21 protein-coding genes are annotated in these 26,320 nt (G+C 64.2%); 18 read left to right on the top strand and 3 right to left on the bottom strand.

Features of this window, described 5'->3' with window-relative positions:
• The first annotated feature begins 205 nt into the window (after nucleotides 1-205).
• The 6 genes from aptA (at nucleotide 206) to ABDB87_RS12235 (ending at nucleotide 8,614) form a co-directional block, all read left to right on the top strand.
• Nucleotides 206-1,561: an omega-aminotransferase AptA gene (aptA, locus tag ABDB87_RS12260; protein ID WP_345927412.1), complete on the top strand. Its 1,356-nt coding sequence runs from the start codon at nucleotides 206-208 to the stop codon at nucleotides 1,559-1,561.
• Between the two features lie 63 nt (nucleotides 1,562-1,624).
• On the top strand, nucleotides 1,625-2,989 hold the full coding sequence (locus ABDB87_RS12255; protein WP_345927410.1) for an NAD(P)-dependent oxidoreductase: 1,365 nt from the start codon (nucleotides 1,625-1,627) through the stop codon (nucleotides 2,987-2,989).
• Between the two features lie 26 nt (nucleotides 2,990-3,015).
• Entirely contained in the window at nucleotides 3,016-4,323 is a 1,308-nt protein-coding gene (preA, locus tag ABDB87_RS12250; RefSeq protein ID WP_345927408.1) for an NAD-dependent dihydropyrimidine dehydrogenase subunit PreA, read from the top strand.
• 11 nt (nucleotides 4,324-4,334) lie between these two features.
• The gene (locus tag ABDB87_RS12245; RefSeq protein ID WP_345927406.1) at nucleotides 4,335-5,840 is read left to right on the top strand and encodes a CoA-acylating methylmalonate-semialdehyde dehydrogenase; all 1,506 of its coding nucleotides are present in this window, start codon (nucleotides 4,335-4,337) and stop codon (nucleotides 5,838-5,840) included.
• Nucleotides 5,841-5,864: 24 nt separating this feature from the next.
• Nucleotides 5,865-7,319 (top strand): dihydropyrimidinase, encoded by a 1,455-nt coding sequence (gene hydA, locus ABDB87_RS12240; RefSeq protein WP_345927404.1) that lies wholly within the window; start codon nucleotides 5,865-5,867, stop codon nucleotides 7,317-7,319.
• A gap of 20 nt (nucleotides 7,320-7,339) precedes the next feature.
• The gene (locus tag ABDB87_RS12235; protein WP_345927402.1) at nucleotides 7,340-8,614 is read left to right on the top strand and encodes a Zn-dependent hydrolase; all 1,275 of its coding nucleotides are present in this window, start codon (nucleotides 7,340-7,342) and stop codon (nucleotides 8,612-8,614) included.
• Between the two features lie 6 nt (nucleotides 8,615-8,620).
• Here the strand turns inward: ABDB87_RS12235 and ABDB87_RS12230 are convergent, their stop codons facing one another.
• The gene (locus ABDB87_RS12230; protein WP_345927400.1) at nucleotides 8,621-10,255 is read right to left on the bottom strand and encodes a methyl-accepting chemotaxis protein; all 1,635 of its coding nucleotides are present in this window, start codon (nucleotides 10,253-10,255) and stop codon (nucleotides 8,621-8,623) included.
• A 270-nt stretch (nucleotides 10,256-10,525) separates the two neighbouring features.
• On the opposite strand from ABDB87_RS12230, the gene ABDB87_RS12225 reads away from it, so the two are divergent.
• A complete protein-coding gene (locus ABDB87_RS12225; RefSeq protein WP_345927398.1) occupies nucleotides 10,526-11,299 on the top strand; it encodes a MipA/OmpV family protein in 774 nt (257 codons plus the stop codon).
• A 51-nt stretch (nucleotides 11,300-11,350) separates the two neighbouring features.
• Here the strand turns inward: ABDB87_RS12225 and ABDB87_RS12220 are convergent, their stop codons facing one another.
• Nucleotides 11,351-12,415 (bottom strand): GGDEF domain-containing protein, encoded by a 1,065-nt coding sequence (locus ABDB87_RS12220; RefSeq protein ID WP_345927396.1) that lies wholly within the window; start codon nucleotides 12,413-12,415, stop codon nucleotides 11,351-11,353.
• 278 nt (nucleotides 12,416-12,693) lie between these two features.
• Here ABDB87_RS12220 and ABDB87_RS12215 point away from each other — a divergent pair, with 278 nt between their 5' ends.
• From ABDB87_RS12215 to ABDB87_RS12190, 6 genes are all read left to right on the top strand, one after another.
• A complete protein-coding gene (locus tag ABDB87_RS12215; RefSeq protein ID WP_345927394.1) occupies nucleotides 12,694-16,788 on the top strand; it encodes an amino acid adenylation domain-containing protein in 4,095 nt (1,364 codons plus the stop codon).
• A gap of 217 nt (nucleotides 16,789-17,005) precedes the next feature.
• A complete protein-coding gene (locus ABDB87_RS12210; protein ID WP_345927392.1) occupies nucleotides 17,006-17,839 on the top strand; it encodes an ABC transporter ATP-binding protein in 834 nt (277 codons plus the stop codon).
• A complete protein-coding gene (locus ABDB87_RS12205) occupies nucleotides 17,839-18,714 on the top strand; it encodes an ABC transporter permease (RefSeq protein WP_345927390.1) in 876 nt (291 codons plus the stop codon). The genes ABDB87_RS12210 and ABDB87_RS12205 overlap by 1 nt, the downstream gene beginning before the upstream one ends.
• Entirely contained in the window at nucleotides 18,711-19,844 is a 1,134-nt protein-coding gene (locus tag ABDB87_RS12200; RefSeq protein WP_345927388.1) for an ABC transporter permease, read from the top strand. Before ABDB87_RS12205 ends, ABDB87_RS12200 begins: the two co-directional genes overlap by 4 nt.
• Before the next feature lie 137 nt (nucleotides 19,845-19,981).
• Complete coding sequence (locus ABDB87_RS12195) at nucleotides 19,982-20,998, top strand: ABC transporter substrate-binding protein (protein ID WP_345927386.1); 1,017 nt, start codon at nucleotides 19,982-19,984, stop codon at nucleotides 20,996-20,998.
• Between the two features lie 122 nt (nucleotides 20,999-21,120).
• Nucleotides 21,121-21,801, top strand: coding sequence for a TetR family transcriptional regulator C-terminal domain-containing protein (locus ABDB87_RS12190; RefSeq protein WP_345927384.1), 681 nt, complete (start codon nucleotides 21,121-21,123; stop codon nucleotides 21,799-21,801).
• Between the two features lie 805 nt (nucleotides 21,802-22,606).
• Here ABDB87_RS12190 and ABDB87_RS12185 read toward each other — a convergent pair.
• Nucleotides 22,607-23,653, bottom strand: a complete 1,047-nt coding sequence (locus ABDB87_RS12185; protein WP_345927381.1) for an integron integrase — start codon at nucleotides 23,651-23,653, stop codon at nucleotides 22,607-22,609.
• A gap of 101 nt (nucleotides 23,654-23,754) precedes the next feature.
• Between ABDB87_RS12185 and ABDB87_RS12180 the strand changes: the two genes are divergently transcribed.
• The 5 genes from ABDB87_RS12180 to ABDB87_RS12160 all read left to right on the top strand — a co-directional run bounded on the left by ABDB87_RS12180 (nucleotide 23,755) and on the right by ABDB87_RS12160 (nucleotide 26,147).
• Complete coding sequence (locus ABDB87_RS12180; RefSeq protein ID WP_345927379.1) at nucleotides 23,755-24,102, top strand: hypothetical protein; 348 nt, start codon at nucleotides 23,755-23,757, stop codon at nucleotides 24,100-24,102.
• Between the two features lie 135 nt (nucleotides 24,103-24,237).
• Nucleotides 24,238-24,753: a hypothetical protein gene (locus ABDB87_RS12175; protein WP_345927377.1), complete on the top strand. Its 516-nt coding sequence runs from the start codon at nucleotides 24,238-24,240 to the stop codon at nucleotides 24,751-24,753.
• 101 nt (nucleotides 24,754-24,854) lie between these two features.
• Nucleotides 24,855-25,250, top strand: a complete 396-nt coding sequence (locus ABDB87_RS12170) for a hypothetical protein (protein WP_345927375.1) — start codon at nucleotides 24,855-24,857, stop codon at nucleotides 25,248-25,250.
• A gap of 106 nt (nucleotides 25,251-25,356) precedes the next feature.
• Nucleotides 25,357-25,644, top strand: coding sequence for a hypothetical protein (locus ABDB87_RS12165; protein WP_345927373.1), 288 nt, complete (start codon nucleotides 25,357-25,359; stop codon nucleotides 25,642-25,644).
• A 110-nt stretch (nucleotides 25,645-25,754) separates the two neighbouring features.
• Nucleotides 25,755-26,147 (top strand): hypothetical protein, encoded by a 393-nt coding sequence (locus ABDB87_RS12160; RefSeq protein WP_345927371.1) that lies wholly within the window; start codon nucleotides 25,755-25,757, stop codon nucleotides 26,145-26,147.
• Nucleotides 26,148-26,320: the final 173 nt, after the last annotated feature.

Raw genomic sequence — 26,320 nt, 5'->3', positions numbered from 1 at the left:
TGATGCGCCGGAAGGCGTGTTGCGCACCAGCGCAGCGCAGGTGCTCCGGGTCCTGGCGTTTGCGCAAACGGCGGTTCCGCGTGGCATCAGCGTTTCAGGGAACTGGCACGGATCTGGCTAACGGGTTGTTCTGAAACCTAACCAAACGGTCAGGATTTGGAGCGCAACCCGCGCTGCTTCCAGACCGCTTCCAGGAGCGCTGTCGATGAACCATCCGGAGCAGGTCCCGACGCTGGGGGCCAGTGTGGCGGGGCTGGAGAACAGCTGGCTGCCCTTCACGCCCAATCGCTATTTCCATGAGCATCCCAAGCTCATGGCGAGCGCGCAGGGCGCGTATTACACCAATGTGCAGGGCCAGAAGCTGTTTGATGCGCTCTCGGGGCTGTGGTGCTGTCCGCTGGGCCATGCGCATGCCGGCATCGCTGCGGCGATCAGCCGTCAGGTGCTGGAGCTCGATTACTCGCCGGCTTTCCAGATCAGCAATCCGCTGACCCTGAACCTGGCCAGGCGCATTGCCGGTCTGGCCCCCGAAGGGCTGGATCGCGTGTTCTTCACCAACTCCGGTTCGGAGGCGGTCGATACCGCACTGAAGATCGCGTATGGCTATCAGCGCCTGCGCGGCGAGGGCAGCCGCACCCGTTTCATCGGTCGCGAAAAGGGCTATCACGGTGTGGGCTTTGGCGGCATGTCGGTCGGCGGCATGCCGGCCAACCGCAAGATGTTCGGCCCGGTGATGGTGCCCGGTGTCGATCATCTGCCGCACACCTACAACCTCTCCGAGATGGCCTTCTCGAAGGGCATGCCGAAGTGGGGCGCGCATCTGGCGGACGAGCTGGAGCGCATTGTGGCCCTGCATGACGCCTCGACCATCGCAGCGGTGATCGTTGAACCCATCCAGGGCTCGGTGGGCGTAGTGGTGCCGCCCGAGGGCTATCTGCAGCGGCTGCGCGAGATCTGTACGAAGCACGGCATCCTGCTGATCTTCGACGAGGTGATCACAGGCTTCGGCCGCATGGGCACGCCTTTCGCCGCACAGTTCTTCGGCGTGACGCCGGACATCCTCTGCTTCGCCAAGGGCGTGACCAACGGGATCATTCCGATGGGCGGGGTGATCGTGCGCGAGGAAATCTTCCAGGCCTTCATGGGCATCAACGCGCCGCAATATGCCGTTGAGCTGTGTCACGGCTTTACCTACTCCGGCCACCCGATGGCGGCGGCCGCCGGCCATGCGGCGCTGGACGCCCTTGAAGGTGGCGCCATCGCGGCGGCTGCCGCGCTGATCCCGGTGCTGGAAGAGACCATTCACAACCTTCGCGGCGAGCCCGGCGTGATCGACATCCGCAACATCGGTCTTGCCGCTGCGGTGGACCTGGAGCCCATCGCCGGCAAGCCCGGCGCGCGGGCGCTCAAGACCTTCGAGGCAGGCATCGAGGAAGGTGTGCTGCTGCGTTTCACCGCCGACACGATTGCCATGGGCCCGCCCTTCATCAGCACGCCGGACGAAATCCGCGCCATGGGCGACATGCTCCGGCGCGCCATCCGCAGTGCGATGGCTGCCTGAGGCTGCTGCACCGATTTCTTCCCTTCCGCACGCCCCGCCCCTCATGACGCACGGAGAGACTGCATGAACCGACCGATTGAAAACCCAGGAGCGATGGACCTGCCCGGCATGGTGGCCGGCCGTCTTTCGCCCGAAGCCTGTGCCGTGAATTTCACGGACGCCCGTCCGCCGCTCAATGCACGGCAGGCGCTGATCGAAGCCGAGCGCTGCTATTACTGCTACAACGCGCCCTGCATCGAAGCCTGCCCGACCGGCATCGACATTCCGCACTTCATCCAGCGCATCGCGCAGGAAAACAACCGCGGCGCGGCCGAGACCATTCTCGAATCCAATGTGCTGGGCGGCATGTGCGCCCGCGTCTGCCCCACCGAGAACTTGTGTGAAGGCGCCTGTGTGCGCCAGACCAACGAGAGCAAGCCGGTCGAGATCGGCCTGTTGCAGCGCTTCGCCACCGATGCCTATTTCGCCGCACCGGGCGCGCCGATGTTCAGCCGCGCCGAAGCCACCGGCCGCCGCATTGCGGTGGTCGGTGCCGGGCCGGCGGGCCTGTCCTGTGCGCATCGCCTTGCCATGCTGGGCCATGAAGTGGTGGTCCATGAAGCCCGCAGCAAGCCCGGTGGCCTCAACGAGTACGGCCTTGCCCGCTACAAGACGCCTGATGGCTTCGCCCAGCGCGAGATCGAATGGCTGCTCTCCATCGGCGGCATCGAAGTGCGCTGCGGCCAGCAGCTCGGGCGGGATTTCACGCTCGCTTCGCTGACAGAGGCTTATGACGCCGTCTTTCTCGGCATGGGCCTGGCCGGCGTGAATGCCCTGGGTGTGAGTGAGCAGTTGCTTGACGGCTTGCGTGCCGCGGTCGACTTCATCGCCGATGTGCGCCAGGCCAGCGATCTCTCGCAGGTGCCGGTAGGCCGCAAGGTGGTGGTGATCGGTGGCGGCATGACGGCGGTGGATGCTGCCGTGCAGGCGAAGAAGCTGGGCGCACGCGAAGTCACCATGGTCTATCGCCGCGGTGCTCGGGCGATGAGTGCTTCCGCCTACGAGCAGCAATGGGCGCAAATCAATGGCGTGACGATCCGCCACTGGGGCGCACCGCGCGAAGTGCTGGGTCAGGATGGTGTGGTGAGCGGCGTGGTGTTTGCCGTGACGCGCGACGAGGACGGTCGTCTGGTCGAGACCGGCGAAACCTTCACCCTGGAAGCCGACATGGTGCTCAAGGCCATCGGCCAGAGCTTCGTGGCCGAGCCGCTGGACATCACGCTCGCGCTGGAGAAGGGCCGCATCGCGACCGACGCGTCAGGCCAGACCTCGCATCCGAAGATCTGGGCGGGCGGTGACTGCCGTGCCGGCGGCCTGGATCTGACGGTGGAAGCCGTCGAACACGGCAAGCAGGCCGCCATCGCAATCGATGCCGCCCTGCGCACCTGAACCGGAACATTCGAGGAGATTTCGCGATGGCTGACCTGAGTACCGATTTCCTGGGCATCAAGAGCCCGAACCCTTTCTGGCTGGCCTCCGCGCCGCCGACCGACAAGGAATACAACGTGGTGCGCGCCTTCGAGGCGGGCTGGGGCGGCGTGGTGTGGAAGACGCTGGGCGAAGACCCGCATGTGGTGAACGTGAGCGGCCCGCGTTATGCCACCTTGATGGGGCCGGATCGCCGCGTGCAGGGCCTCAACAATATCGAGCTGATCACCGACCGCTCGCTGGCGATCAATCTCGAAGAGATCGCCCGTGTGAAGCGCAACTGGCCGGATCGCGCGGTCGTCGTTTCGCTGATGGTGCCCTGCCAGGAGGAATCCTGGAAACGCATCCTGCCGATGGTGGAAGACACCGGGGCAGACGGCATCGAGCTCAACTTCGGCTGCCCGCACGGCATGAGCGAGCGCGGCATGGGTGCGGCGGTGGGCCAGGTGCCGGAATATATCGAGATGGTCACGCGCTGGTGCAAGCAGTATTCGAAGATGCCGGTGATCGTGAAGCTCACCCCCAACATCACCGACATCCGCTTTCCGGCCCGTGCGGCCAAGGCGGGCGGGGCGGATGCGGTGTCGCTGATCAACACCATCAACTCGATCATGGGCGTGGATCTCGACACCATGATCATGAGCCCTTCCACCGGCGGCAAGGGCTCGCACGGTGGCTACTGCGGGCCGGCGGTGAAACCGATTGCGCTCAACATGGTGGCCGAGATCGCGCGTGACCCGCAGACCGCTGGCCTGCCGATCTCCGGCATCGGCGGCATCTCGACCTGGCGCGATGCGGCCGAATACATCGCGCTGGGCTGCGGCACGGTGCAGGTGTGTACCGCCGCGATGGTGTATGGCTTCCGCATCGTGGAAGACATGATCTCCGGCCTCTCGAACTTCATGGACGAGAAGGGCTATCGCTCGATTGCCGACTTCCAGGGCAGCGCGGTGCCGACCGTGTCGGACTGGCGCTACCTGAACCTCAAGCACATCGACAAGGCCGTCATCGATCAGGACAAATGCATTCAGTGCGGCCGCTGCCATGTGGCCTGCGAAGACACCTCCCACCAGGCGATCACCGCCTTCAAGGATGGCCAGCGCCATTACGAGGTGAAGGAAGAGGAATGCGTCGGCTGCAACCTGTGCGTGTCGATCTGCCCGGTGCCCGGCTGCATCACGATGAAGAGCCTCAAGCCGGGTGAAGTCGATACCCGCACCGGCGTCACCGTGACCGGCGAATACCAGAACTGGACCACCCACCCGAACAACCCGATGCGCGAAGTCACTGCCTGAGAGTCGAACGAATGAGCGAACGCTACGAAGTCTGTCACTGGATCAACGGTCAGCGCGTGCAGGGCACGCCAGTGGCCACGCAGGACATTTTCAATCCCGCCACCGGCGCCGTGCAGGGCACGCTGCTGCTGGGCGGCCGCGCCGATCTCGATGCGGCGGTGGCCGCGGCGGCAGCGGCCTTTCCCGCCTGGGCGGCGAAATCCGCATTGGCCCGCGCACGGGTGTTCTACAAGTTCCTCGCCATCGTGCAGGAGCGTTCCGCGGTACTGGCGGATTGCCTGGTCCATGAACACGGCAAGACCTTTCCGGATGCGATGGGCGAAGTCGCACGCGGCATCGAGAACATCGAGTTTGCCACCGGCATTCCGCAACTCCTCAAGGGTGACTACAGCGACCAGATCGCCACCGGCATCGACGCCTGGACGATGCGCCAGCCGCTCGGCGTGGTGGCCGGCATCACGCCTTTCAACTTCCCGGCGATGGTGCCGCTGTGGATGTTCCCCTTGGCGATTGCCTGCGGCAACACCTTCGTGCTGAAGCCCTCCGAGCGCGATCCGTCGGCCAGCCTGCTGCTGGCGGCCTGGCTCAAGGAAGCCGGCCTGCCGGATGGCGTGTTCAACGTGGTGCAGGGCGACCGCAGCATCGTCGAAGCGATCCTCGAACACCCGCAGATCGAGGCGGTGAGCTTCGTGGGCTCCACGCCGGTGGCCGAATCCATCTACCGCGCCGGCACGGCAGCCGGCAAGCGGGTGCAGGCCCTGGGCGGCGCCAAGAACCATCTGGTGGCGATGCCGGATGCCGATGTCGCCATGGCGGCGGACGCACTGATCGGCGCCGCCTTCGGTGCGGCCGGTGAGCGCTGCATGGCGATCTCGGTCGCGGTGGCGGTGGGTGACGTGGCCAGCCCGCTGATCGAGGCGCTCAAGACCCGCATCGCCGCACTCAAAGTGGGCGAAGGTCATCAGGACAAGGTCGACATGGGGCCGGTGATCACGGCCGAAGCCTGTGCCCGCATCAAGCGCCTGATCGGCGAGGGCGTGGCGGCCGGCGCCGAGGCGGTGGTGGACGGCCGCAGCCTCAGCGTGCCCGGTTATGAGTCCGGTTATTTTGTCGGGCCCACGCTGCTTGATGGCGTGACGCCGGACATGGTCGTCTATCGCGAGGAGATCTTCGGCCCGGTGCTGTGCATCGTGCGGGTGCCGGATCTGCCGGCCGCGGTGAAGCTCATCAACGATCACGAGTTTGGCAACGGCGTGGCGATCTTCACGCGTGACGGCGGGGTGGCGCGAGAATTCGTCCGGCATATCCGCGTCGGCATGGTCGGCGTGAACGTGCCGCTGCCGGTGCCGATGGCCTTCTCCAGTTTTGGCGGCTGGAAGCGCAGCCTCTTCGGTGATCACCACGCCTACGGTCCCGAAGGCGTGCGCTTCTACACCCGGCAGAAAGCCGTGATGCAGCGCTGGCCCGACAGCCAGTCAGCCAAGGGCCCGGAATTTGCATTCCCGCAGATGGGTTGAATTTCAGCTTTCAAGGAGACACGCATGAGCCAGAGCATCCTGATCCGTGGCGGCACCGTGGTGAATGCCGACTGTGAAACCCGTGCCGACGTGCTGTGCATCGATGGCGTGATCGCGGCCGTGGGCGAGGGCGCTGCGGCGCTGGCACCGGCCGGCTGTGAAGTGCTGGACGCCAGCGGCCAGTATGTGGTGCCGGGCGGCATCGATCCGCACACCCACATGCAGCTGCCCTTCATGGGCACGGTGACGATGGACGATTTCTATACCGGCACCGCAGCCGCACTCGCCGGTGGCACCACCTCGATCATCGACTTCGTGATCCCGAACCCGCAGCAGCCGCTGATGGAGGCCTACCGCACCTGGCGCGAGTGGGCGGAGAAGTCTGCCTCCGACTACAGCTTCCATGTGGCAATCACCTGGTGGGACGAATCGGTGCGGCATGACATGGGCACATTGGTGCGTGAGGAAGGCGTCAACAGCTTCAAGCACTTCATGGCCTACAAGAACGCCATCATGTGCGACGACGAAACCCTGGTGAACAGCTTCCGGCGCGCGCTGGAACTGGGCGCCATGCCCACCGTGCATGCCGAGAATGGCGAGCTGGTCTATCTGCTGCAGCAGGAAGTGCAGAAGATGGGCATCACCGGGCCGGAAGGCCACCCGCTCTCGCGCCCGCCGATGGTGGAAGGCGAAGCCGCCAACCGGGCGATCGCGATTGCCGATGTGCTGGGCGTGCCGATCTATGTGGTGCATGTCTCCTGCATCGAATCGGCCGAGGCGATTGCCCGCGCCCGCGCACGCGGTCAGCGCGTGTATGGCGAGGTGCTGGCCGGCCATCTGATCGTGGATGACAGCGTCTATCGCGATCCGGATTTCACCAAGGCCGCCGCGCATGTGATGAGCCCGCCTTTCCGCCCGAAGGAACATCAGGAAGCGCTCTGGCGCGGCCTGCAGTCCGGCCAGCTGCACACCACGGCGACGGACCACTGCACCTTCTGCGCCGAGCAGAAACGGGCGGGCGCGGAGAACTTCGCCAAGATTCCGAACGGCACCGGCGGCGTCGAGGAACGCATGGCCGTGCTGTGGACTGCTGGCGTGAATACCGGCCGCCTCACACCCAGCGAATGGGTGGCGATCACCTCGGCCAACGCCGCGAAGCTCTTCAACATCTATCCGAAGAAGGGCTGCATCGCGGTGGGGGCGGACGCTGATCTGGTGCTGTGGGATCCGGCTGGCACAAAGACGCTGTCGGTAAAGACCCAGCACTCCAAGGGCGACTACAACATCTTCGAAGGCATGGCGCTCACCGGCGTGCCCTCTCACACGATCAGCCAGGGCCGCCTCGTGTATGCCAATGGCGATCTGCGTGCGGTGCGCGGCGCGGGCCGCTACATCAAGCGCCCGGCCTTCGGCTCGGGATTTGCGGCAGCCGAAAAGCGCGCCCGGGAACTCGCGCCGACGGCCGTCGTGCGGACTTGAAACAGGATCAGGGGCCAATCATGGACATGAAGACAAGCACGGATAGCACGGAAGTGAGTGACGCACTGCGCATCAACGGCGAGCGCCTGTGGGATTCGCTGATGACGCTGGCGCAGATCGGCGCCACCGAGAAGGGCGGCGTGTGCCGGCTGGCGCTCACCGACCTGGATCGCCAGGGGCGCGATCTGGTCGTGGGCTGGGCGAAGGAAGCCGGCATGAGCGTGACGGTCGACAAGATCGGCAACGTGTTCATGCGCCGCGAAGGCCGCAATCCGGCGCTGCCGCCGGTGATGACAGGCAGCCATATCGACACCCAGCCCACCGGCGGCAAGTTCGATGGCAACTACGGCGTGCTCGCCGGGCTGGAAGTGATCCGCACCCTCAATGACCTCGGCATCGAAACCGAAGCGCCGCTGGAAGTGGCGTTCTGGACCAACGAGGAAGGCTCGCGCTTCGTGCCGGTGATGATGGGCTCGGGCGTGTTCGCCAAGGCCTTCACGCTGGAGCACGCCTATGCCGCGACCGACACCGAGGGCAAAAAGGTCGGCGAGGAGCTCGCCCGCATCGGCTACATCGGCGAAGAAGAGCCTGGCGATCACCCAATCGGCAGCTACTTCGAGACCCACATCGAGCAGGGGCCGGTGCTGGAAGACAATGACAAAGTCATCGGCGTGGTGCAGGCGGTGCTGGGCATCCGCTGGTATGACTGCACCGTGACCGGCATGGAAGCCCACGCCGGCCCTACGCCGATGCCGCTGCGCCGCGATGCGCTGCAGGTCGCCACCCGCCTGATGCAGGAAGTGGTGGCGCTCGCCAATCGCCACGCGCCGCACGGGCGTGGCACGGTGGGCATGGTCCATGTGCATCCGAACAGCCGCAACGTGATTCCGGGCCGGGTGAAGTTCTCCATCGACCTGCGCAACGAGAGCGATGCGGCAGTCGACGCAATGGATGCCGAGATCCGCGCTTACGCCGCCGCGCTGGCGGCCGAAACCGGGCTGGGCATCCAGATCGACCTGGTCTCGCAATACCCGGCCCAGCCCTTCGAGCCGGGCTGCATCGCGGCGGTTGCGAAGGCCGCAGAAAAGCTGGGTTATTCGTCGATGCCGGCGGTGTCCGGCGCCGGTCATGACGCGGTCTACATGGCCCGCCTCGCGCCGGCCGGCATGATCTTCATCCCCTGCAAGGACGGCATCAGCCATAACGAGATTGAAGATGCCAAGCCGGAGCACATCACCGCCGGCTGCAACGTGCTGCTGCATGCCATGCTGGAGCGCGCGGGCGTGGCGGGCTGAAGCGCCTCAGGTGCGGAAACGGCCGACGCTGCCGAGCAGGGCGTCGGCCAGTTCATGCAGCTCGCGCGTGCCGCTGACGACTTCGTCCGCCACCCGGAAGTTGGCTTCGCTGTGGCGGGCGATCCGTTCGATTTCGCCGGCGATTTCCTGACTCGCGGTTTCCTGCTCGCGCAAGGCGTTCGCGATGCGGCCGGACGCTTCCAGCGCCTGGGCGGCGGCACTGCCGATATGCTCGATCGATTCAGTGGCCTGGCGGGCGTGTAGCTGCTGGCTGGCCACATCCTGCACCACGGCCTGCACGTCATGGATCGCCCGCGCCGAGCTTTCCTGGATCAGGCTGACCACCGTATTGATCTCTTCGGTCGAGCGCGTCGTGCCTTCGGCCAGTTTGCGTACTTCATCGGCCACGACCGCGAAGCCGCGCCCCTGCTCACCCGCGCGGGCGGCTTCGATGGCGGCATTGAGCGCGAGCAGATTGGTCTGGTCGGCGATTTCCTTGACCGTCTGCACGATGCCGGCAATCGCTTTCGAGCGCTCGCCCAGCTCACCCAGCACCGAGGCGGTTTCGCCCACCCGGGTGGCGACCTGCTGCAACTGGGCATTGCCCCGGCTCACCGCTTCGCGGGAGCTCTCCGCACCGCTGCGCGAGGCCTCGGCGAGCTTGCGTGATTCGTCGGCCGCGTCGCTGACCTGGCTGACGCTGACCGACATTTCTTCCACCGAGGCCGCCATGCCAGAGGCGGAGCTGCTCTGGCTCGCGGTGGCCTTGCTGATGTCCGCGATGTGGCGGGCGATTTTCTGGCTGTGCGAGCTGAGCGCGTCTGCCCGCTGATGAATGTCCGTCACCACGCTGCTGAAGCGCTCGAACATGGAGTTGAAGGCGGCTCCGCATTGACCGATTTCGTCGCGGCTCACCGCGGCGCGCAGGCTCAGGTCCCAGTTCTGTTCGGCCTGGCGCATGGTTTCGCGCAGCTGGTTGAGCGGACGCATGATCGAGCGCAGCAGATGCGGGCCGGCGAACGCGAAGACCATCAGCAGTGCGAGCGCGCCGCCGAGCATGGTCAGGCTCGCCTGCCGGGCGACGGCCGCCGATTCGGCCGTATGCTGCTCGGCCTGGTCGGCCACGAAGCCGGAGACCTGTTTTTCGAGTGCACCGAGCGCATCGGTCAGCGGCCGGTCCATGCCCTTCACGGCGGCATCGACCTTCTTGCCGGTTTCCGGGTCGGCTGCGTCGAAGCCTTGCAGCGCGTCGCGATAGCGCTTGCCCAGTGTGTCGAGTTCGGACCGGGCCGTGCGCGCCGGCGCGGGATCCATGCCCACCGCCGCCATGCCCTGGGCTGCATGGTCGAGCGCAGCACCGGCTTTCTGCTCCTCGTCGCCGAACTGCTTGAGATATTTGTCGAAGGCGGCCTTGTCGTTGCCGCGGATCAGGATGTTCTTCCACTCCTGCACCTGGGTCTTGAACCGAACCTGTGCTTCGAGCACCGACCCCTGCATCTGGCTGATGGTGATGGTCTGCCTCAGGGCTTCGCCCATTGCGTTGGCCATGCTGCGTGCATGCCAGGCCGCATAGCCGCCGAGTGCCAGCAGCGAGACGCTGGCAAAGAGCAGCAGGGAGATCAGTCGGGAACGAATGCTCATGGGGGGCTCCGGCGGGCAGGGCGGGGAAAGACATTGACTACGACGGCAGGGCCGCCAGGCTTGAGCGCAACGGGACGAACGTCGCGGCGCTCCTGGCGCAGCGCCGCGGCGGCGGAACGGGTCTTTTCGCGTTCTGTCGGTTCTTTGCCTGCCTTCATGCCCTTTCGGGTTTTCTCGCTGCGGACTTCATGGCACATTGGCGGGCATGGCCGCAGCGCGTGTCGCATGACGGCTCCCCCGCAAGACAGGTCGATGAAGCAGGAATAAAACATGAAAAAATTGTTCTCAGTCAGCGTGTTGTGTGCAGCCTTGCCCTTCAGCGTACATGCACAGGAAGCTTCGCCTGCCGCGCAGCCGGAAGCGTCCGCCGCACCGAGCTGGATGCTGGGGGTGGCCGCCAGCGTGCAGAAGAAGCCCTATACCGGCGCCGACACCAGGTACCGCGTGCTGCCCTTCGTGGCCTATGAGAACAGCTGGTTCAAGCTGATCGGGCCCGGCGTGGGCCTCAAGCTGGGCCGCACTGGCGGTTTCAACTATCTGCTCAATGCGCGTTACGGCTTGGGCGAGGGCTACAAGTCGTCCGACGCCTGGGTGCTCGAAGGCATGAACAAGCGCAAGCCCAGCGTCTGGGTCGGGCCGGAGGTGAACTGGGATTCGATGCTGGGCCGCTTGAGCGCCAGCGCTTCTGCCGATGTCGCGCAGGAGAGCAAGGGCTACCAGGCCACGCTCTCGCTCTCGCATGAATACCGCTTCGGCCGCTTCAGCCTCACGCCCACTGCCGGCCTGACCTGGTTCAGTGCCAGCTACATCGACTATTACTATGGCGTGACCGACGCCGAAACCACCAGCTGGCGCCAGCGTTATGACGGCAAGGCCAGCCTGGATCTGGGTATCGGCCTGCGCAGCCGCTACATGATCGACGCGCATCAGTTCCTCTCGCTCGACCTCGGCGTGAAGCGCCTGGGCGCCGGCATTACCGACAGCCCGCTGGTGGATCGCACCTATGTGCCGCAAGTCGGCGTCGGCTATGTCTATCGTTTCTGAGCCCGACAGGGTCGGGCGCCGCCTGGCCCGGCCGAGCCGGGGCGCGGTGCTTCAGGCCAGCTCGACGCGGTTGCGGCCGCCCTGCTTGCCGCGATAGAGCGCTTCATCGGCCCGGGCGACACTGGTCTGCCAGGGCTCGTCGCCCTCGCGCCCGGTGACGCCGAAGGTCATGCTGACTTCGATCAGCCGGTCTTCGTATTCGATCCGGGTTCCGAGTACGGTTTGCCTCACGCGGTCCGCGATCGCCGCGGCGGTGGCCGGTGCCACGTCGGGCAGCACGATCAGGAATTCCTCACCGCCCCAGCGCGCGATGCCGTCATAGCCGCGCAGCACGGATTTGAGCACCGCGGCCACGCGCTTGAGCACCTTGTCTCCGGCGGCATGGCCCCAGGTGTCATTGACGCGCTTGAAGTGGTCCACATCGCAGATCACGAAAGAGAGTTTTTCGCCCTTGCGCAGACAGCGCGCCGCTTCCGAGGCGGCGAAATTGCTGATCGCGCGGCGGTTGAGCAGGCCGGTCAGCACATCGGTAGTGGCTGCACGGCTCAGACTGTCCTGCGCTTCCTGCACGGTCAGCGCCTGGGCATGGGCCAGCCCGGCCAGCATCGCGCAGGTGCCCACCGCATTGACATGCGCAAAGGCCTGCAGCACCCAGGCCGGCTGCGGGTAGAGGCCGATGTCGGTATCCAGCCAGATGTCGCAGGCCAGGAAGAAACCGACGATGACGGACGCCTGCAGGAGTTTCTGCAGCATCGGGCGCTGCAAACTCTGGAAGCCCGCGGGCAGGGTCGCCAGCAGATAGTTCTGGAAGTCGGCCGCCGGCCCGAGCATCAGCACGGCCAGCATCGACTGGATGAAGATCAGCACCCAGCTCCATTGCAGCACCCGGCGGATGTCACCGCCCGGTGTGTTGACCTGCCATGCAACCCAGAGGTGGAAGCCCAGTGCGCCGCACCAGGCGAGCACCAGCGGCCAGACGTGCAGCAGCGCAAAGAGGATGGCAAAGAAGGCGTTGAAAAACAGGGCCAGCGGACGCACCCTGGCGGCGAACCTCCGGGCATGGCCTTCGTCCGCGGACGATGCTTCTTCGAACAGGGCATCGGCCATATTCGTCATTCTCTGTCTTGTTTTGGGGATGCCGGTGTATCGGCCGCGCAAGGCCGATCTTGAGCCGTCTGCCGGGAGGAATACCCACGGGGCCGGCGCCTTCTGCCGTGCGGCAGGAAACAGGGCCGCTCAGGCGGGCGGTGCGGTTGGGGGCAGTGCCGCTGCAGCCGGGTGTTGAATTCGTCACGGCCGGGGCATTTCTTTGCTGCACTGCTCCCCGGAGTACATGGATTCCCCGACAACTGCCTTCTAGACTGAGCCCACAATCCGGAAGGCAGGGGGGCTCAATGCACAAACCGGGAACAGGCGACGCCCTGGGCGGGCGCCTGGCTGACTCGTTTCGCCGGCACGGCAAGCGTGCCGCGCTCGAATGCGGTGACGAACAGCTCAGCTATGACGAACTCGACAGGCGGGCATCCGCACTCGCGGATCTTCTGACCCGGGCCGGCATCGGTCCGGGCGACTGCGTGGCGCTGCTGCTGCCGCGCTCCATCCATCTGGTTGTGGCCGAGCTCGCGTTGCTGCGGCTCGGTGCCATTCATGCTTCGCTCGATCTGGCCTCACCGCCGGCGCGCCACCGGGTCATGCTGGAGACCCTCAGGCCGCGGCTCGTGCTGAGCGACGGGCTGCATGAAGCCGGCATTCCAGAGGGGCTGGCGCGGATGCATCCCGCCGCGACCCGGCCGCCACGGCTGGCGGAAGCCGGGGCCTTCAGCCGCTTCGACACGCGCGGGGCCTGCGTGATGTTCACCTCGGGCAGCACCGGCGCGCCGAAAGCGGCGCTGATTCCGCGCGAGGGCATTGCCCGGCTGGTGCATGGCAAGGATTTCGCGATTCTTGATGCCGATGCACGCTGGGCCTTCATGTCGTCTCCGGCTTTCGACATTTCCATGCTCGAAACCTGGGGCCCGCTGTGTCACGGCGGCTGTTGCGTGATCCAGCCGCGCGAGCTGCCTTCGATCGACGAGCTGGCCGCATTCCTGATCGAGCGCCGGATCAGCGATGCCTGGCTGACCTCCGCCCTGTTCAGCACCTGCGTGGATCTGCGCCCCGACGCCTTCGCGGGTCTGCGCCAGGTGCTCGCCGGCGGCGAGCGGGTGTCGCCCCACCATGCGCGCACGCTGCTCCTGCGCTATCCGGAAATCCGCCTCATCAACGGTTACGGTCCGACGGAGAACACCACCTTCACGACCTGTCATTCCGTCAGTCTGGCTGATACCGGAAATCCCGATGGCATACCGATCGGTCGGCCGATTCGCGGAACGAAACTCCGGATCGAAGGCGTCGGTGATGTCGGCGAGCTGCTGGCCGGCGGCGAAGGCGTGGCGCTGGGCTATCTGAATTCCCCCGAGCAGACGGCGAGGCGTTTCATTTTCGAAGGCGAGGAGCGCTGGTATCGCACCGGCGATCTGGTTCGCCGCCATGAAGATGGCGTGTATGCCTATCTCGGCAGGGCCGATCGCCAGGTCAAGATCCAGGGGCACCGGGTCGAGCTCGATGAAGTGGAGGCCATGCTGCTCCGGTGCCGCGGGGTGACGGATGCGGCGGTCCTGGTGCTGGGCGAGACAGCGGAAACACGCCGCCTGGTGGGCTGCTATGTTGCGCAGCCCGATGCGGATCCGGGGCCGGCCGGCCTGCGCGCCGAGCTGGGCGGGATGCTGCCGCCCGGCGCGATTCCGGGCCTGCTGATGCCGGTGGCGCGGATGCCGCTGACGCTCAACGGCAAGGTCGATCGCCAGACGCTGGCTGTGCTCTGCGAGGCGGGCCGGCAGGCGCCGGCGAACCAGGGCGTAGGCCTCTTCCATTCGGCCAGTGAAGCGCTGCTGGCCCAGGGCTGGAGCGAGTGCCTGCGCTGCCCGGTGAATTCGCGCGAGGCCGATTTCTGGGCGCATGGCGGCACTTCGGTGATGGCCCTGCAGTTGAGCGCCTGGATTGACCGGCAGATGGGCAAGCATTTTTCGCCGGTCGATATCCTGCGCAATCCGATCCTGAAAGAGCAGGCCCACCGACTGGACGCGAGCCCGGGGCTGAGCCGTCCGGCGCCCAGAGAGACCACGCCCGCCATGCCGCTGAGTCTGGCGCAGCAATGGTGGCTCGATTGCGTGGGCGATCGCGACCGGCCTTCGGCTGCCTTGCGCCAGCTCAGTCTGCAGTTTCCCGCTTCGGTCAGCCCGGACGCGGTGTTGGAGGCTTTCTCGACGCTGGCCGCGCGCCATCCGGCCCTGCGCATGAGTGTGCGTCGCCGCGAAGACGAGGGCGGTTTCAAAGCCATGCTGCAGGACACGCTCCCGCCCCACTGCCTGCAGCGGCACCCTGCTTTGCCGGCCGTACCGGCGCCCGATGGCAGGGTCTGGCAGGTGATGCGGGAAGCCTGCCGCAAGCTTGATCCGGCCAGCGATGGCGTCATGCGGGTGGATGTCTGGCCGGTGGAGGAGGGCGCGACCCTGGCGCTCTGGACGCTGCACCGGATCGCTGTCGATGCGCGCAGCATCGACCTGTGCCTCGCGCAACTGCTGGCCATGCTGGATGGAAGTCCGCCGCCTCCCGGAACCCGGGCCGCCGCCTGGCCCGACCGGGAGCAGGCGTGGCTGGATGCCGGGGCGCTGCCGGCGCGCGTTGAAGCCTTGCGTGCGCCGCTGGCCCGGCAGAAATTCCCGGCCGATCTCGTCGCCAGCACCCATGCCCGGCCGAGCGAGGTGCCCGTAGGGCCGAATGCCACGAGCAGCCTGATGAAGACCTGCATCGGCCTGCATGTGGCGCCCGCCCTTGCCATGCTGATTGCATGGGCCGGGGCGATCGAGGAGGTGTTTGGCTGCGAACCGGTGGTGCTGGTGATGCAGTCCAGGCGTCTGGAGCCGGAGTTGTTGCCGCTGGTCGGGCATCTGGTCGAGGCCTGCCCGATGCATGTCAGCACCGGTGGCCAGTCGCTCGCCGAGGCGATTCCCGCGCTGCGCCAGGCCTATGCGGAGCTGGCAGGCCCGCGCGCGTTCGATCTGGCGGGCATGGAGGCGCTACTGGGCGGCAGCCATGCCGGGCTGCGGGCCTTCGCTTTCGAGTGGGAGGACTGGCGCCCGGTGTTCCATGAGTCCGGCGGCGTGTCCTGTGTGTTGCGCGAGCGCGAGGAGGAGGGGATGACGCCGGGCCTCACGCTGCGTGCCGGCTTCTGTCAGGACAGCCTGCGACTGTGCCTGCATGCGGGCGATCTCGTCCGCGAGGCCGGGCTGGTCGCCGCGCTCGAGAATGCTCTGCGACGCAAGCTCGATGAGCTGGCCCATCTGGCGCGCCTGCCTGGTCCGGCTTTTCCGAACCGCAGGCGAGGGCTGGACGAGGCCACCCTCGCGGTGCTCAATCGTGTCTGGCGCAAGCATCTGGGCCCGGTGCGCGGGCGCTCGCGCGGCACCGGGCATTTCATGCTCGATGGCGGCAGCGTCGACTCGGCGCTCTGCATGCTGATGGAATTGCGCCGGCTGCACTGCATGCAGGTCGACCCCGGCCGTTTTCTGGCGAGCCCGGATTTCGCCACGCTGACGGGCTCGCTGGTCTGCCATGCGCCCGAGTCTTCGGTTGTCAGCGAGCTGGTGGGGCCGGCCGATGCCAGCCGGCTGTATGTGATGCTGCCGGGCAAGCATGGCGGCATTCTCAGCCTGTATCGCCTGGCCAGCCTGATCCAGGCTCAGCTCGGCGATGACGCCGCCCTGCTGGTGCTGGATCTCGATGCGCTGCTGGAGGCCTCCGAGGGGCAGGACACGCTGGGTGAGCTCATCCATGCCTGCGAGGAGCGGCTGCGCCTCTATGGCACCCGCCGCATCGCCGGGATGTTCGGCTACTCGCTCGGTGGTCTGCTCGCGCTGCGCCTGGCGGAGCGGATCTCGGACGCCGAGCCGCCGCATGTATGGCTGCTCGATACCTGTGCGCCCAGGCTCTACTCGAAATCGCCCCTGCGCCGGATGGGCTGGATCTGCGCGAACCTGTTTCATGGTCATCCGCAGGTGGTATTCGAGCGGATCGGCGGCCGGGTGCTGCGCCGGCTCGATCCGGTGCTGCGGCGTCTGGACTTGCCGGTGTGGCGCCTGCCGCAGCGGCCGCGCCCGGTCTGGGAGCAATGGGTCAATCCGCACACGCTGGCGGCCTGGGGCCGGCTGCACAAGGCGCTGGCCGGCGGCTTCATCGAGAACCACCATCTGAACGTGACCCTCATCGTCGCCACCCGTTCGCAGCATGAGTCGGGGGTGCTGTGGCGGCGGCCGAGCAATGGTTTTGATCCGCACTGGTTCGGCGGCCTGAGCGTGCGCAGCGTCGACCTGCTGCATGACGCGATCACGCACGACTCGGTGGGCGAGGCCGCCCGGCTGCTGGCTTCTGAGTTCAGTCGCGCGGTCTGAACGGCTGTGCCGCGCGAGGCGGCGCACCGTGCCCCAATCTGTTGCAGCCTGAGCCCGGCAGCGCACCGTTCCTGCGCTGCCGGCTGGCCCGCACGCGCGTGCCGGGCAGTCCTGCAGCCGGTTTGCGGGCTTGCGGCGGAGTGGCACGCCGATTGCTAATGTCATCCTGAATTTCAACCATTTGGTCAAGAAATTGACGATTCAGGACGCCTCTCCGATGAACGCCCCCCAGACCGCCGGATTTTCGTCCGGCAAGGCTCCCGTTTTTGATCCGGCCAGTGCCCGGCCGGCGGTGGTGGCGCGCCGCGCCAGCGTGATCTATCAGGCCGCGGACCAGCCTGTTCACGCGCTGAGCGAGGTGGACCTCACCATCCGGCAGGGCGAGTTCGTGTCGCTGATCGGGCCTTCGGGCTGCGGCAAGACCACGCTGCTGCGCGTAATCGCGGATCTGGAGCCGATCAGCTCCGGCGAGGTACTGGTCAACGAGATGAGCCCCTCCGAGGCGCGTGAGCGCCGCGCCTATGGCTATGTGTTCCAGGCGCCGGCGCTCTTCCCCTGGCGCACGGTGCTGGCCAACGTGATGCTGCCGCTGCAGATCATGGGGCGCGAGCTGTCGCAATGCGAGGCGATTGCGCGCGAGCAGCTGGCGCGCGTGGGGCTGGCAGGTTTCGAGAAGAAGTATCCCTGGCAGTTGTCGGGCGGCATGCAGCAGCGGGTGTCCATCGCGCGTGCGCTCGGCTTCGAACCGAAGATCCTGATGATGGACGAGCCTTTTGGCGCGCTCGACGAAATCACGCGTGACAAGCTCAACGAGCAGTTGCAGCAACTCTGGCTGCGCGAGCAGCGCACGGTAGTGTTCGTGACACACTCGATTGCCGAGGCGGTCTATCTCTCGACTCGCATCGTGGTGATGTCACCACGGCCAGGGCGCATCGTGAAGGTGATCGATTCCCCGTTGCCCTTCGAGCGCGACCTCTCGATGCGTGACACCCCGGAGTTCGCCCGCCTGGCGCAGGAAGTGCGCGAGGCCCTGGCCGAGGGGCATCACTGATGACGGCGAAATTCCGTCAGCATTTTCTGCCGGTGGCCACGGTGCTCGCCGCAGCACTCGTGCTGTGGTACCTGCTCGCGATCTGGCTCAACGCCGCCGGCGCCATCGAGCGCGTGCTCACGCCTCGCGGCCCCTGGGGCTGGCAGGATCTCGTTGGTGCCACCTTCAGCATGCAGCGGCCGGTGCTGCCGGCGCCGCACCAGATCGCGCTGGATCTGTGGTCGTCCATCGTCGATTACCCGATCGATTCGCCCCGCAACCTGCTGCTGCATGCGGGAGTGACGGCGGGGGCCACGCTGACCGGTTTCCTGATGGGCGTCGTGCTCGGCAGTCTGCTGGCAATATGCATCGTGCATTCCCGCACGCTGGATCGCGCACTCATGCCCTGGATCGTGGCAAGTCAGAGCGTACCGGTGCTGGCCATTGCACCCATCGTGCTGATCATCCTGGGCAGCCTCGGCATTACCGGCATGCTGCCCAAGGCCACGATCGCGATGTATCTGTGCTTCTTTCCGGTGACCGTGGCGATGGTGCAGGGCCTGCGCGCGCCGCAGCGGCTCGAGATGGAGCTCGTGCATACCTGGTCGGCTTCCCGCATCCAGACCTTCTTCATGCTGCGTCTGCCGTCGTCCTTGCCCTTTCTCTTCCCGGCGCTGCGGGTGGCGATTGCAGCCGGGCTGGCCGGCACCATCGTCGCCGAGCTGCCGACCGGCGCGCAGGCCGGCCTCGGTGCGCGGCTGCTCACCGGTTCCTACTACGGCAACACGCTGCAGATCTGGTCGGCACTGATCATGGCATCCCTGCTGGGCGTCGCCCTGACCGCGCTGGTCTCGCTGCTGGAATATGGCCTTACCGGGCGGAGGAAGCAGGCATGAGCAGATCGACAATGCCCGGCGCGGTCGGCGCGCTGCTGGCGATCATTCCGGCGGGTCTCGCGCTGAGCCAGGTTTTCTCGCTCAGCGGGTTTGATCCGGTGGTGCCGCTGCATGCGCTGCACAGCCCGGCGCTGCGCATCGCGGCGCTGCAGATCGTGTGCGTGTTGCTGGCGGCCCAGGCGGTGCGCAGTCTGGTCTGCACGCTGCCACTCCTGGTGGGCAGCGTGATCACCGGTGCGCTGCTGCTCTTCGCGGTGCCCGCGGGCGAGTCGGAGCCGGCCGCCGCGTTCTGGCTGCTGGTGCTGGCCCAGGCCCTGCTCGTGCGGACCAGCGTGCAGCGGCTCGCGATGCTGGATTCACCGCGCTGGATCGCCAGTTTCACCGCCGTGATTTTCGGCCTTTGGGCCCTGTATTTCTGGCAGCTGCTCGTGACGGCTTTTGCCGTGCCGCGCGTGCTGATGCCCGCACCGGCTGACATCGTGATGGCGCTCTTCACACAGGCCGACAAGCTGGGCGGTGACTTCGTGCAGACCGTGCTGAAATCGGTGCTGAGCGGTTATCTGCTGGGCAGCGGACTCGGTATTGCCCTTGGCATCGCGATCGAGCGTTCGCCTTTCCTGCAGCGTGGCTTGCTGCCGATCGCGTCGCTTACCAGCACGATCCCGCTGGTCGGTGTCGCACCGATTGCGGTGATGTGGTTCGGATTCGACTGGCCTTCGAAGGTCGCCGTCGTCGTGCTGATGACTTTCTTTCCGGCACTCGTGAGCACGCTGGCCGGGCTGGGCGCCGCAGGCAAGCTCGAGCGCGAGCTGATGCATTCCTATGCCGCGAGCCCGCGCCAGCAATTGCTCGCGCTGCGTCTGCCAGCCGCGATGCCTTTCATCTTCGGCGCCCTGAAGGTGAATGCGAGCCTGGCGCTGATCGGCGCCATCGTGGCCGAGTTCTTCGGCTCGCCGACTGCCGGGCTGGGCTTCAGGATCTCGACCGAAGCCTCCCGCATGCAGATGCCATTGGTATGGGCGGCCATCGTGCTGTCGGCGATTGTCGGCTCCGTACTCTATGCGCTGCTCGTTCGACTGGAGCGGCGCGTGAATTTCTGGCATCCGTCCGTGAGGGCGCTGCAGTCCTGAGTGCCTGTTCGTGATCCTGTTCCGATGCGGGCCTTGTGGCGCCAGTGCTCAAGCCCGCTCATGACGGCATCCTGAACCGGTCCGTTTTTCACCCACTCTTCCACCAACCCTCGCTTCATCCGATCAAGGAGTATCCGATGTCCCCGTTGAGCATGTTCCGGAAGTCTCTTGTTCTCGCCGCCCTGAGTTCTGCTGCCCTCTTCGGTAGCCTGGGCGCGCAGGCGGCCGACAAGGTCACGCTGCAATTGAAGTGGGTGCCGCAGGCCCAGTTTGCCGGTTACTACGTGGCGCAGGCCAAGGGCTATTACAAGGAAGCCGGCCTGGACGTGACCATCAAGCCCGGCGGCCCGGACATTTCGCCGGTGCAGGTGATTGCGGGCAAGTCGGCCGATGTGGTGGTGAACTGGATGCCGGACGCACTCGCGGCGCGGGAAGCTGGCGTGCCGCTGGTCAACATCGCGCAGGTCTTCGACAAGTCCGGCCTGATGCTCACCTGCAAGAAGGCTTCTGGCGTGAGCAGCCCGAAGGATCTCAAGGGCAAGACGCTGGGCGTCTGGTATGGCGGTAACGAGTATCCCTTCCTGAACTGGATGAACAAGCTGGGCTACAAGCCCGGCAAGGACATCACCGTGCTCAAGCAGGGCTTCAATGTTGACCCGCTGCTGCAGAACCAGGCGGCCTGCATCTCGACGATGATCTACAACGAGTACTGGCAAGTCGTGGATGCCGGCGTGAAGGAGTCGGATCTCGTCACCTTCTTCTACCAGGACCAGGGCGTAGCCTCCCTCGAAGATGGCCTCTATGTGCTGGAGTCCAATCTGCGTGACAAGGCCTTCGTCGCCAAGATGGCCAAGTTCCTGAAGGCGAGCTTCAAGGGATGGAACGATGCGGTGAAGAATCCGGAAGAGGCCGCGAAGATCGTCGTGGCACAGGATGCTTCCGGCAGCGCCACGCTGGCGGTGCAGAAGCGCCAGATGGAGAACGTCGCCAAGCTGATCTCCAACGCCGGTACGGCAAAGATCGGTTACCTCGACCCCGCCGCCTACGAGCGCACGGTCAAGGTGCTGATGAGCGGCGGTTCGGATCCGGTCATCAAGAAGGATCCGGGCAAGGCCGCCATGACCCATATGGTGTGGGACGCAGCCGCGAAGTAAGCGGCACGCGGCAGGCAGGGCAGGGGGGCGTGGCCACTTGCCCGGCCTGCGTGTCGTGGAGCCTGGCGCAGCCGCCCGGCTCTGGCGATAGAATGACGGCCCCTGCAGCAGGAACCGCGCTCATGTCCGTGACGCCACGCAAAACCGCCAGTCGTGCCAGACCTGTTCTCGTCGAGGAAGACGAGGGCCCCAAAAGCCGCATCCGGCAACTCAACGAGGCTGCCATCCTGAGCGGCGCCGAGCGCGTCTTTGCGCGAGCCGGCTTCGGTGGTGCCACCATGGCCCAGATTGCCGAGGAAGCCGGGGTGCCGAAACCCAATCTGCATTACTACTTCGGCAACAAGGCAGATCTCTACCGCGCCGTGCTCGATCGCGTGCTGCATGACTGGCTGTCTCCCACCGATGTAATCACCGCCGAGGCTGATCCTAGGGAAGCCATCGAAAGCTACGTTCGCACGAAAATGGCACTGGCATACGAACGGCCGGACGCTTCCCGCGTGTTTGCCAACGAACTGATTCATGGCGCGCCCGTCGTGGGCGAGCTGCTGCGTTCCGAGTTGAGGCGGACAGTGCGTGAGAAAGCCGCGGTGCTCGACGCATGGATCGCCGAGGGGCGCATGGCGCCGCTCGACACCACTCACTTCTTCTTCACCCTCTGGGCCAGTACGCAGACCTATGCCGATTTCGACGTGCAGGTCCGTGCCGTGCTCGGTCACGACAGCGCCAGCCCCCGCGCCCGCAAGCGCGCCATCGAACACGTGCTTGACCTCACGCTGCGCGCGTGCGGGCTCCAGCGAGACTGAGTCGCAGCCTGTCAGACAGCGGATTGGCGGGACAACGCTGTCTGGATTCGGGTCATGTGCTGTGTTGATTGCTGCTTGCCGCGGGCGCGTTCGCCAACTCATGAGTCGATGTTGAGGATTCACCAAGTGCCCAAGCCCAAGTGCCCAAGCCGGTAACCTGGCCAGAGTAGCGGCGGGTGACGGAGAGGGGGGCATCGCGGGCAAGATTTTTTGACACAGACGTTCCGGTTTCATCTCGGACGTGAAGGTCCGGGTCTGGACCGGGTAGCCCTTGCGGCGAATGAGGGCCTGGTACTGGTTTTTGCCGCGTTTGCTGATGCTGGCCATGAGCTGGCTCCTTGGGGTAGAGCCAAGGTATAGCGATCAGTGCTGCAAAATTGCAGCAAAAGGCCGATCCGCAAAGCAACAAGGGCCTACTGCGAACAGTAAGCCCTTGTTTTTATTGGTTGCGGGGACAGGATTCGACATTAATTTCGCGCCTCCCGTCATGCTTGTGTTGCCTGCCAGCAGTGGCACTTTCCGCCGCTAGCAAACCCTCTGCACGACTTCGCCCCTTGGCTTCATTGCGTGCTCCGGACATCGCTTCAGGTCTGTGCCTGGAAGTGTGACACTCGAGCTGTCGCTGAAGCGCAGAGTCAATCGGGATGCTGTGCGCTTGACTTCAGGAATGACGACGAACCTCCGCATTCAGAAGCGTGGCCACTGCGCCGCAGTTCGGCTGCCCACCGTCATGCTTTTCCTGCTCGGCCTTACGGTTGACTGTTCTGTTGCTACGAAATCCGGGTTTTCTCGGTCGCCCCGGTGATCAGATCCTGTCCAGCGGTGACAGCACAGCCAATCCCCCGCGATTGAGCACATGGGTGTAGATCATCGTGGTGCTAACGTCTTTGTGGCCCAAAAGCTCCTGAACCGTGCGGATATCCTGCCCAGCCTCCAGCAGATGTGTCGCAAACGAGTGGCGCAAGGTGTGGGGCGACACAGACTTCAAAATCCCGGCCCCGCGCGCAGCTTTCTTTACAGTGCGTTGTACGCGCTGATCATCCAGATGATGGCGCCGCACCACGCCTGAACGTGGGTCCACCGACAAGCCCGTCGCCGCAAAAATATATTGCCAACCAAAGGCCGTATCCGCCGATGGATACTTCACCGCCAACGCGTGCGGCAGATATACCGAGCCACGCCCGAGCGCCAGGTCTGCCTCGTGCTGCTGCTGGCGCCACTTGATCTTCGCGCGCAAGGGCTCAACAAGGCTCCCCGGCAGCATCGTCACCCGATCCTTGTTGCCCTTGCCCTCGCGCACCACGATCTCGCGCCGCGCAAAATCCACATCCTTTACCCGCAAGCGCACCCCCTCCATTACCCGCATGCCCGTGCCGTAGAGTAAGCGCACCAGCAGCGCCATCTCGGGATCATCCACCGCTGCCATCAAGGCCTGCACCTCCGATACCGACAACACCGTCGGTAAGCGCACCGGCTTCTTCGCCCGCGTCACCTCATCCAGCCAGGGCAGTACCTGGCCCAGCACCTCCTGATACAGGAACAGAATTGCCGAGAGCGCCTGCGATTGCGTAGAGGCCGCGACATTGCGATCCACCGCCAGCGCAGTCAGAAACGCCTCCACCTCATCCTTGCCCATCTCCGCAGGATGCCGCTTGCCGTGAAAAAGAATGAAGCGCTTGACCCAATGCAGATAAGCCTGTTCTGTGCGAATGCTGTAATGCTTCAAACGCAATCGATCCCGAAGCTGATCGAGCAGCTTCGGCGCAGCGCCAGGATCAACGGACTCCGGGGCCGCCGGGCTCGGCACAGTCTTGGCGGCCGTAGTTTTATTTGTCATCATGAGGTCAGTCAAGACGACAAACTCATTAACAACCAGGGACTTGCCCTTGCGGGTTGTCTCGATAAATAAAACATTATTTCCTCATTCTGAGGACTACTTCACGTTAGATTGCTATGAGTCGCCCACTCACAGAAGAAGAACGATCGCTGGCGAAATGGATGCTTGAGAACGGTGCTTCCGAAGGAAAGGCCTTTCTCGTGCAACTGGCAAATGCGCGCGCCACCTCCTGGAAGTGCTCGTGTGGTTGTGCCAGCTACAAATTCAAAGTCGAGGGCATGCCCGAAGCTCCGCCGGGAACACACATCCTAGGTGATTTTTTCTTCGGTTCCGATGCCGAGCTCTCGGGTGCATTTATTTTTGAAAGCGAAGGCATTCTTAGTGGCGTAGAGATTTATGGCCTTTCCGGTGCCGCGCCTTCTGTATTGCCTTTGCCCAGCCAGTTGAGGCCAGTAAATGCATAGAATTGCCGCCCACCGTTGCGCACAGCAACCTAACTCTTCCGTCGAGAGGGACCGCCCACAAGCTGCGCTTGTGGGTTCCCTTCGCGGCTTCGCCGCTACGGCGGCCCCTCACGTCAAACGTTAGCTCTTACCCAAATGCACGCGCTCATTTCCAGAATTGCACTTCTCCTGCTGACACTCGTTGCAGCTTTTAGTATCAACGCCCAAGATGTCGGCGTTCTTCACCTCACTCCTCTCCATCTACAATTGCCTCCAACATGGCAATTTGATGGAAGCAAAAATCCAATCGAAGGAAAAGGAGCGAATGGAGAAAAAATGCTTATCTCAAAAGTCCGTCGCTCAAAGCCGGAGGCGCCGCCAGCCACTATCTATGCAGAGAAAATGGCGGAAACACATATGGCAGCCTACGCCTCAAACAAAGGAAAAGCTGTTATCCGCCCTGTTTCCGAAACTCCTTCACTTCCTGGGAAAAAGCTATTTTCTGCAGCCTCCGAAAAAACGGCGCTCTTCGGCGGAAAGAGCTATTTTATTCAGTACATTTTGGCCAACAATGATTACTCCATCTACATCACAATAGAAGGAAATGGAGGCGTGAGTGAAGTAATTGATGGCTTTGACTCAATCATAAAAACCCAAACTTGGGATGAATGAGCTAACCATTCCGTCGAGAGGGACCGCCCGAAGCTGCGCTTCGGGTTCCCTTCGCGGCTTCGCCGCTACGGCGGCCCCTCACGTCAAACGTTAGAGTTCACATGATCCGGTCCCTTGTTGCCGCGTCAGTCATCTTTATTTCAGCACTATCCAGTGCTTCGGCGGCCCCACAAATAAAAGTAACTGGCGTCTTCTCCGATTTACATTTCGTCGCCCAAGCGGGCGATGTGACTGGCACTGAAATTTTCATTGTCTTTGGCGGCGAGCAAGGCTATTTCGCCATTATTCAGTGCGCGGAGGGTTGGCCAAGCAAGCCCGTAATAGTCCCAGCCATTGTCCACGGCGCTGAGGTTGAATTTGCACCGCACGGTCAAACCGAAAGTCATTGTCCGAACGCAAAATTCAGGGGCACCGTATCCAGCAGTGGGCTTCGTGGAAAGTTTGAAAACACAGACTATCCTGGGTTCCTTAAACGTAAACGGAGCTATTGGCAGTGACCTCTAACCATTCCGTCGAGAGGGACCGCCCACAAGCTGCGCTTGTGGGTTCCCTTCGCGGCTTTGCCGCTGCGGCGGCCCCTCACGTCAAACGTTAGGCCGCACGATGCTTATCAACACTCGCGAGTTATTTACTGCACTGTCTGAGCAGGTGAGTGGCGAAGAGCTCTCTTTGGTCTCTATTCAAGAGGTTGGTGAAAGCGGAGTTCAAATTCGAATCGATGGTTCGCAGTACTTAAGCTCCATCGGTATTTGGCCCAATGGTTGCTGTGATGTCGAGTGCATCTGTATTTCCACAGAAAAGAGTGAGTTTCGTCATGTTCAAGTTGGCGCCACTTCCGAGGCCCTAATGTTGGCCAAGCAGGAAATCCGAGCATTGCTCGCAAAAGGATGAGTCGTGCCACAGCAGCCTAACCCCGCAATCGAGAGGGACGTCCGCAAGCTGGCGCTTGCGGTTCCCTCCGCCTTCGGCTCCGGCCGCCCCTCATCTCCACGTTAGATGTCATGCAGATTGCCAACCTTGCCGATTTGTTTCGCGTCCTAGATGAGTCTGTGCAACCCGAGCACAAGACCGACATCGCGGCACTCGCAGAACAAGACCTCTATCAACTGCATTTGGGTGTGAACGGCGTAATTCGTAGCTTGGCGTACTACAAAAACGACTCAGCCACAGGCAAGCAATATTTTCAGTCGCTGGGTCTTCCGGACGACGGTAGCGCAATACTTGGCCGAATTTACTGGCTTCACTTGCGGGGCGAACAAATCACGGAACAGAAGCTGCTCCACATCATCGAACGAGAAAGTCTGTTTATCTTTGATGAAGAAGCGCGCAATCTCGCGGCCGAACTCAGCGCCAGTTGTGCGAAGTACAAGTCAAGTGTCGGGAAAGCCATCTAACATGGCGCTCAACCTCGCTCACTTCGTTCGCTGGACTCGCCAAAGCTGCGCTTTGGCTCGCCGGTTAGCTCTACGTTAGAGCTCAAATGTCCTGTGACGCATGTAATCCTGGTGGTCATCACGAGACTGGCGGCTTCAGAACCGAAGCCGACTTCATTAAAGAAGAGTCCCGT

Source organism: Uliginosibacterium paludis, assembly GCF_039631355.1.
Taxonomy (GTDB): Bacteria; Pseudomonadota; Gammaproteobacteria; order Burkholderiales; family Rhodocyclaceae; genus Uliginosibacterium; species Uliginosibacterium paludis.
The sequence above is the reverse complement of the archived record's forward strand: the minus strand, read 5'-3'. Positions and strand labels throughout refer to the sequence as shown.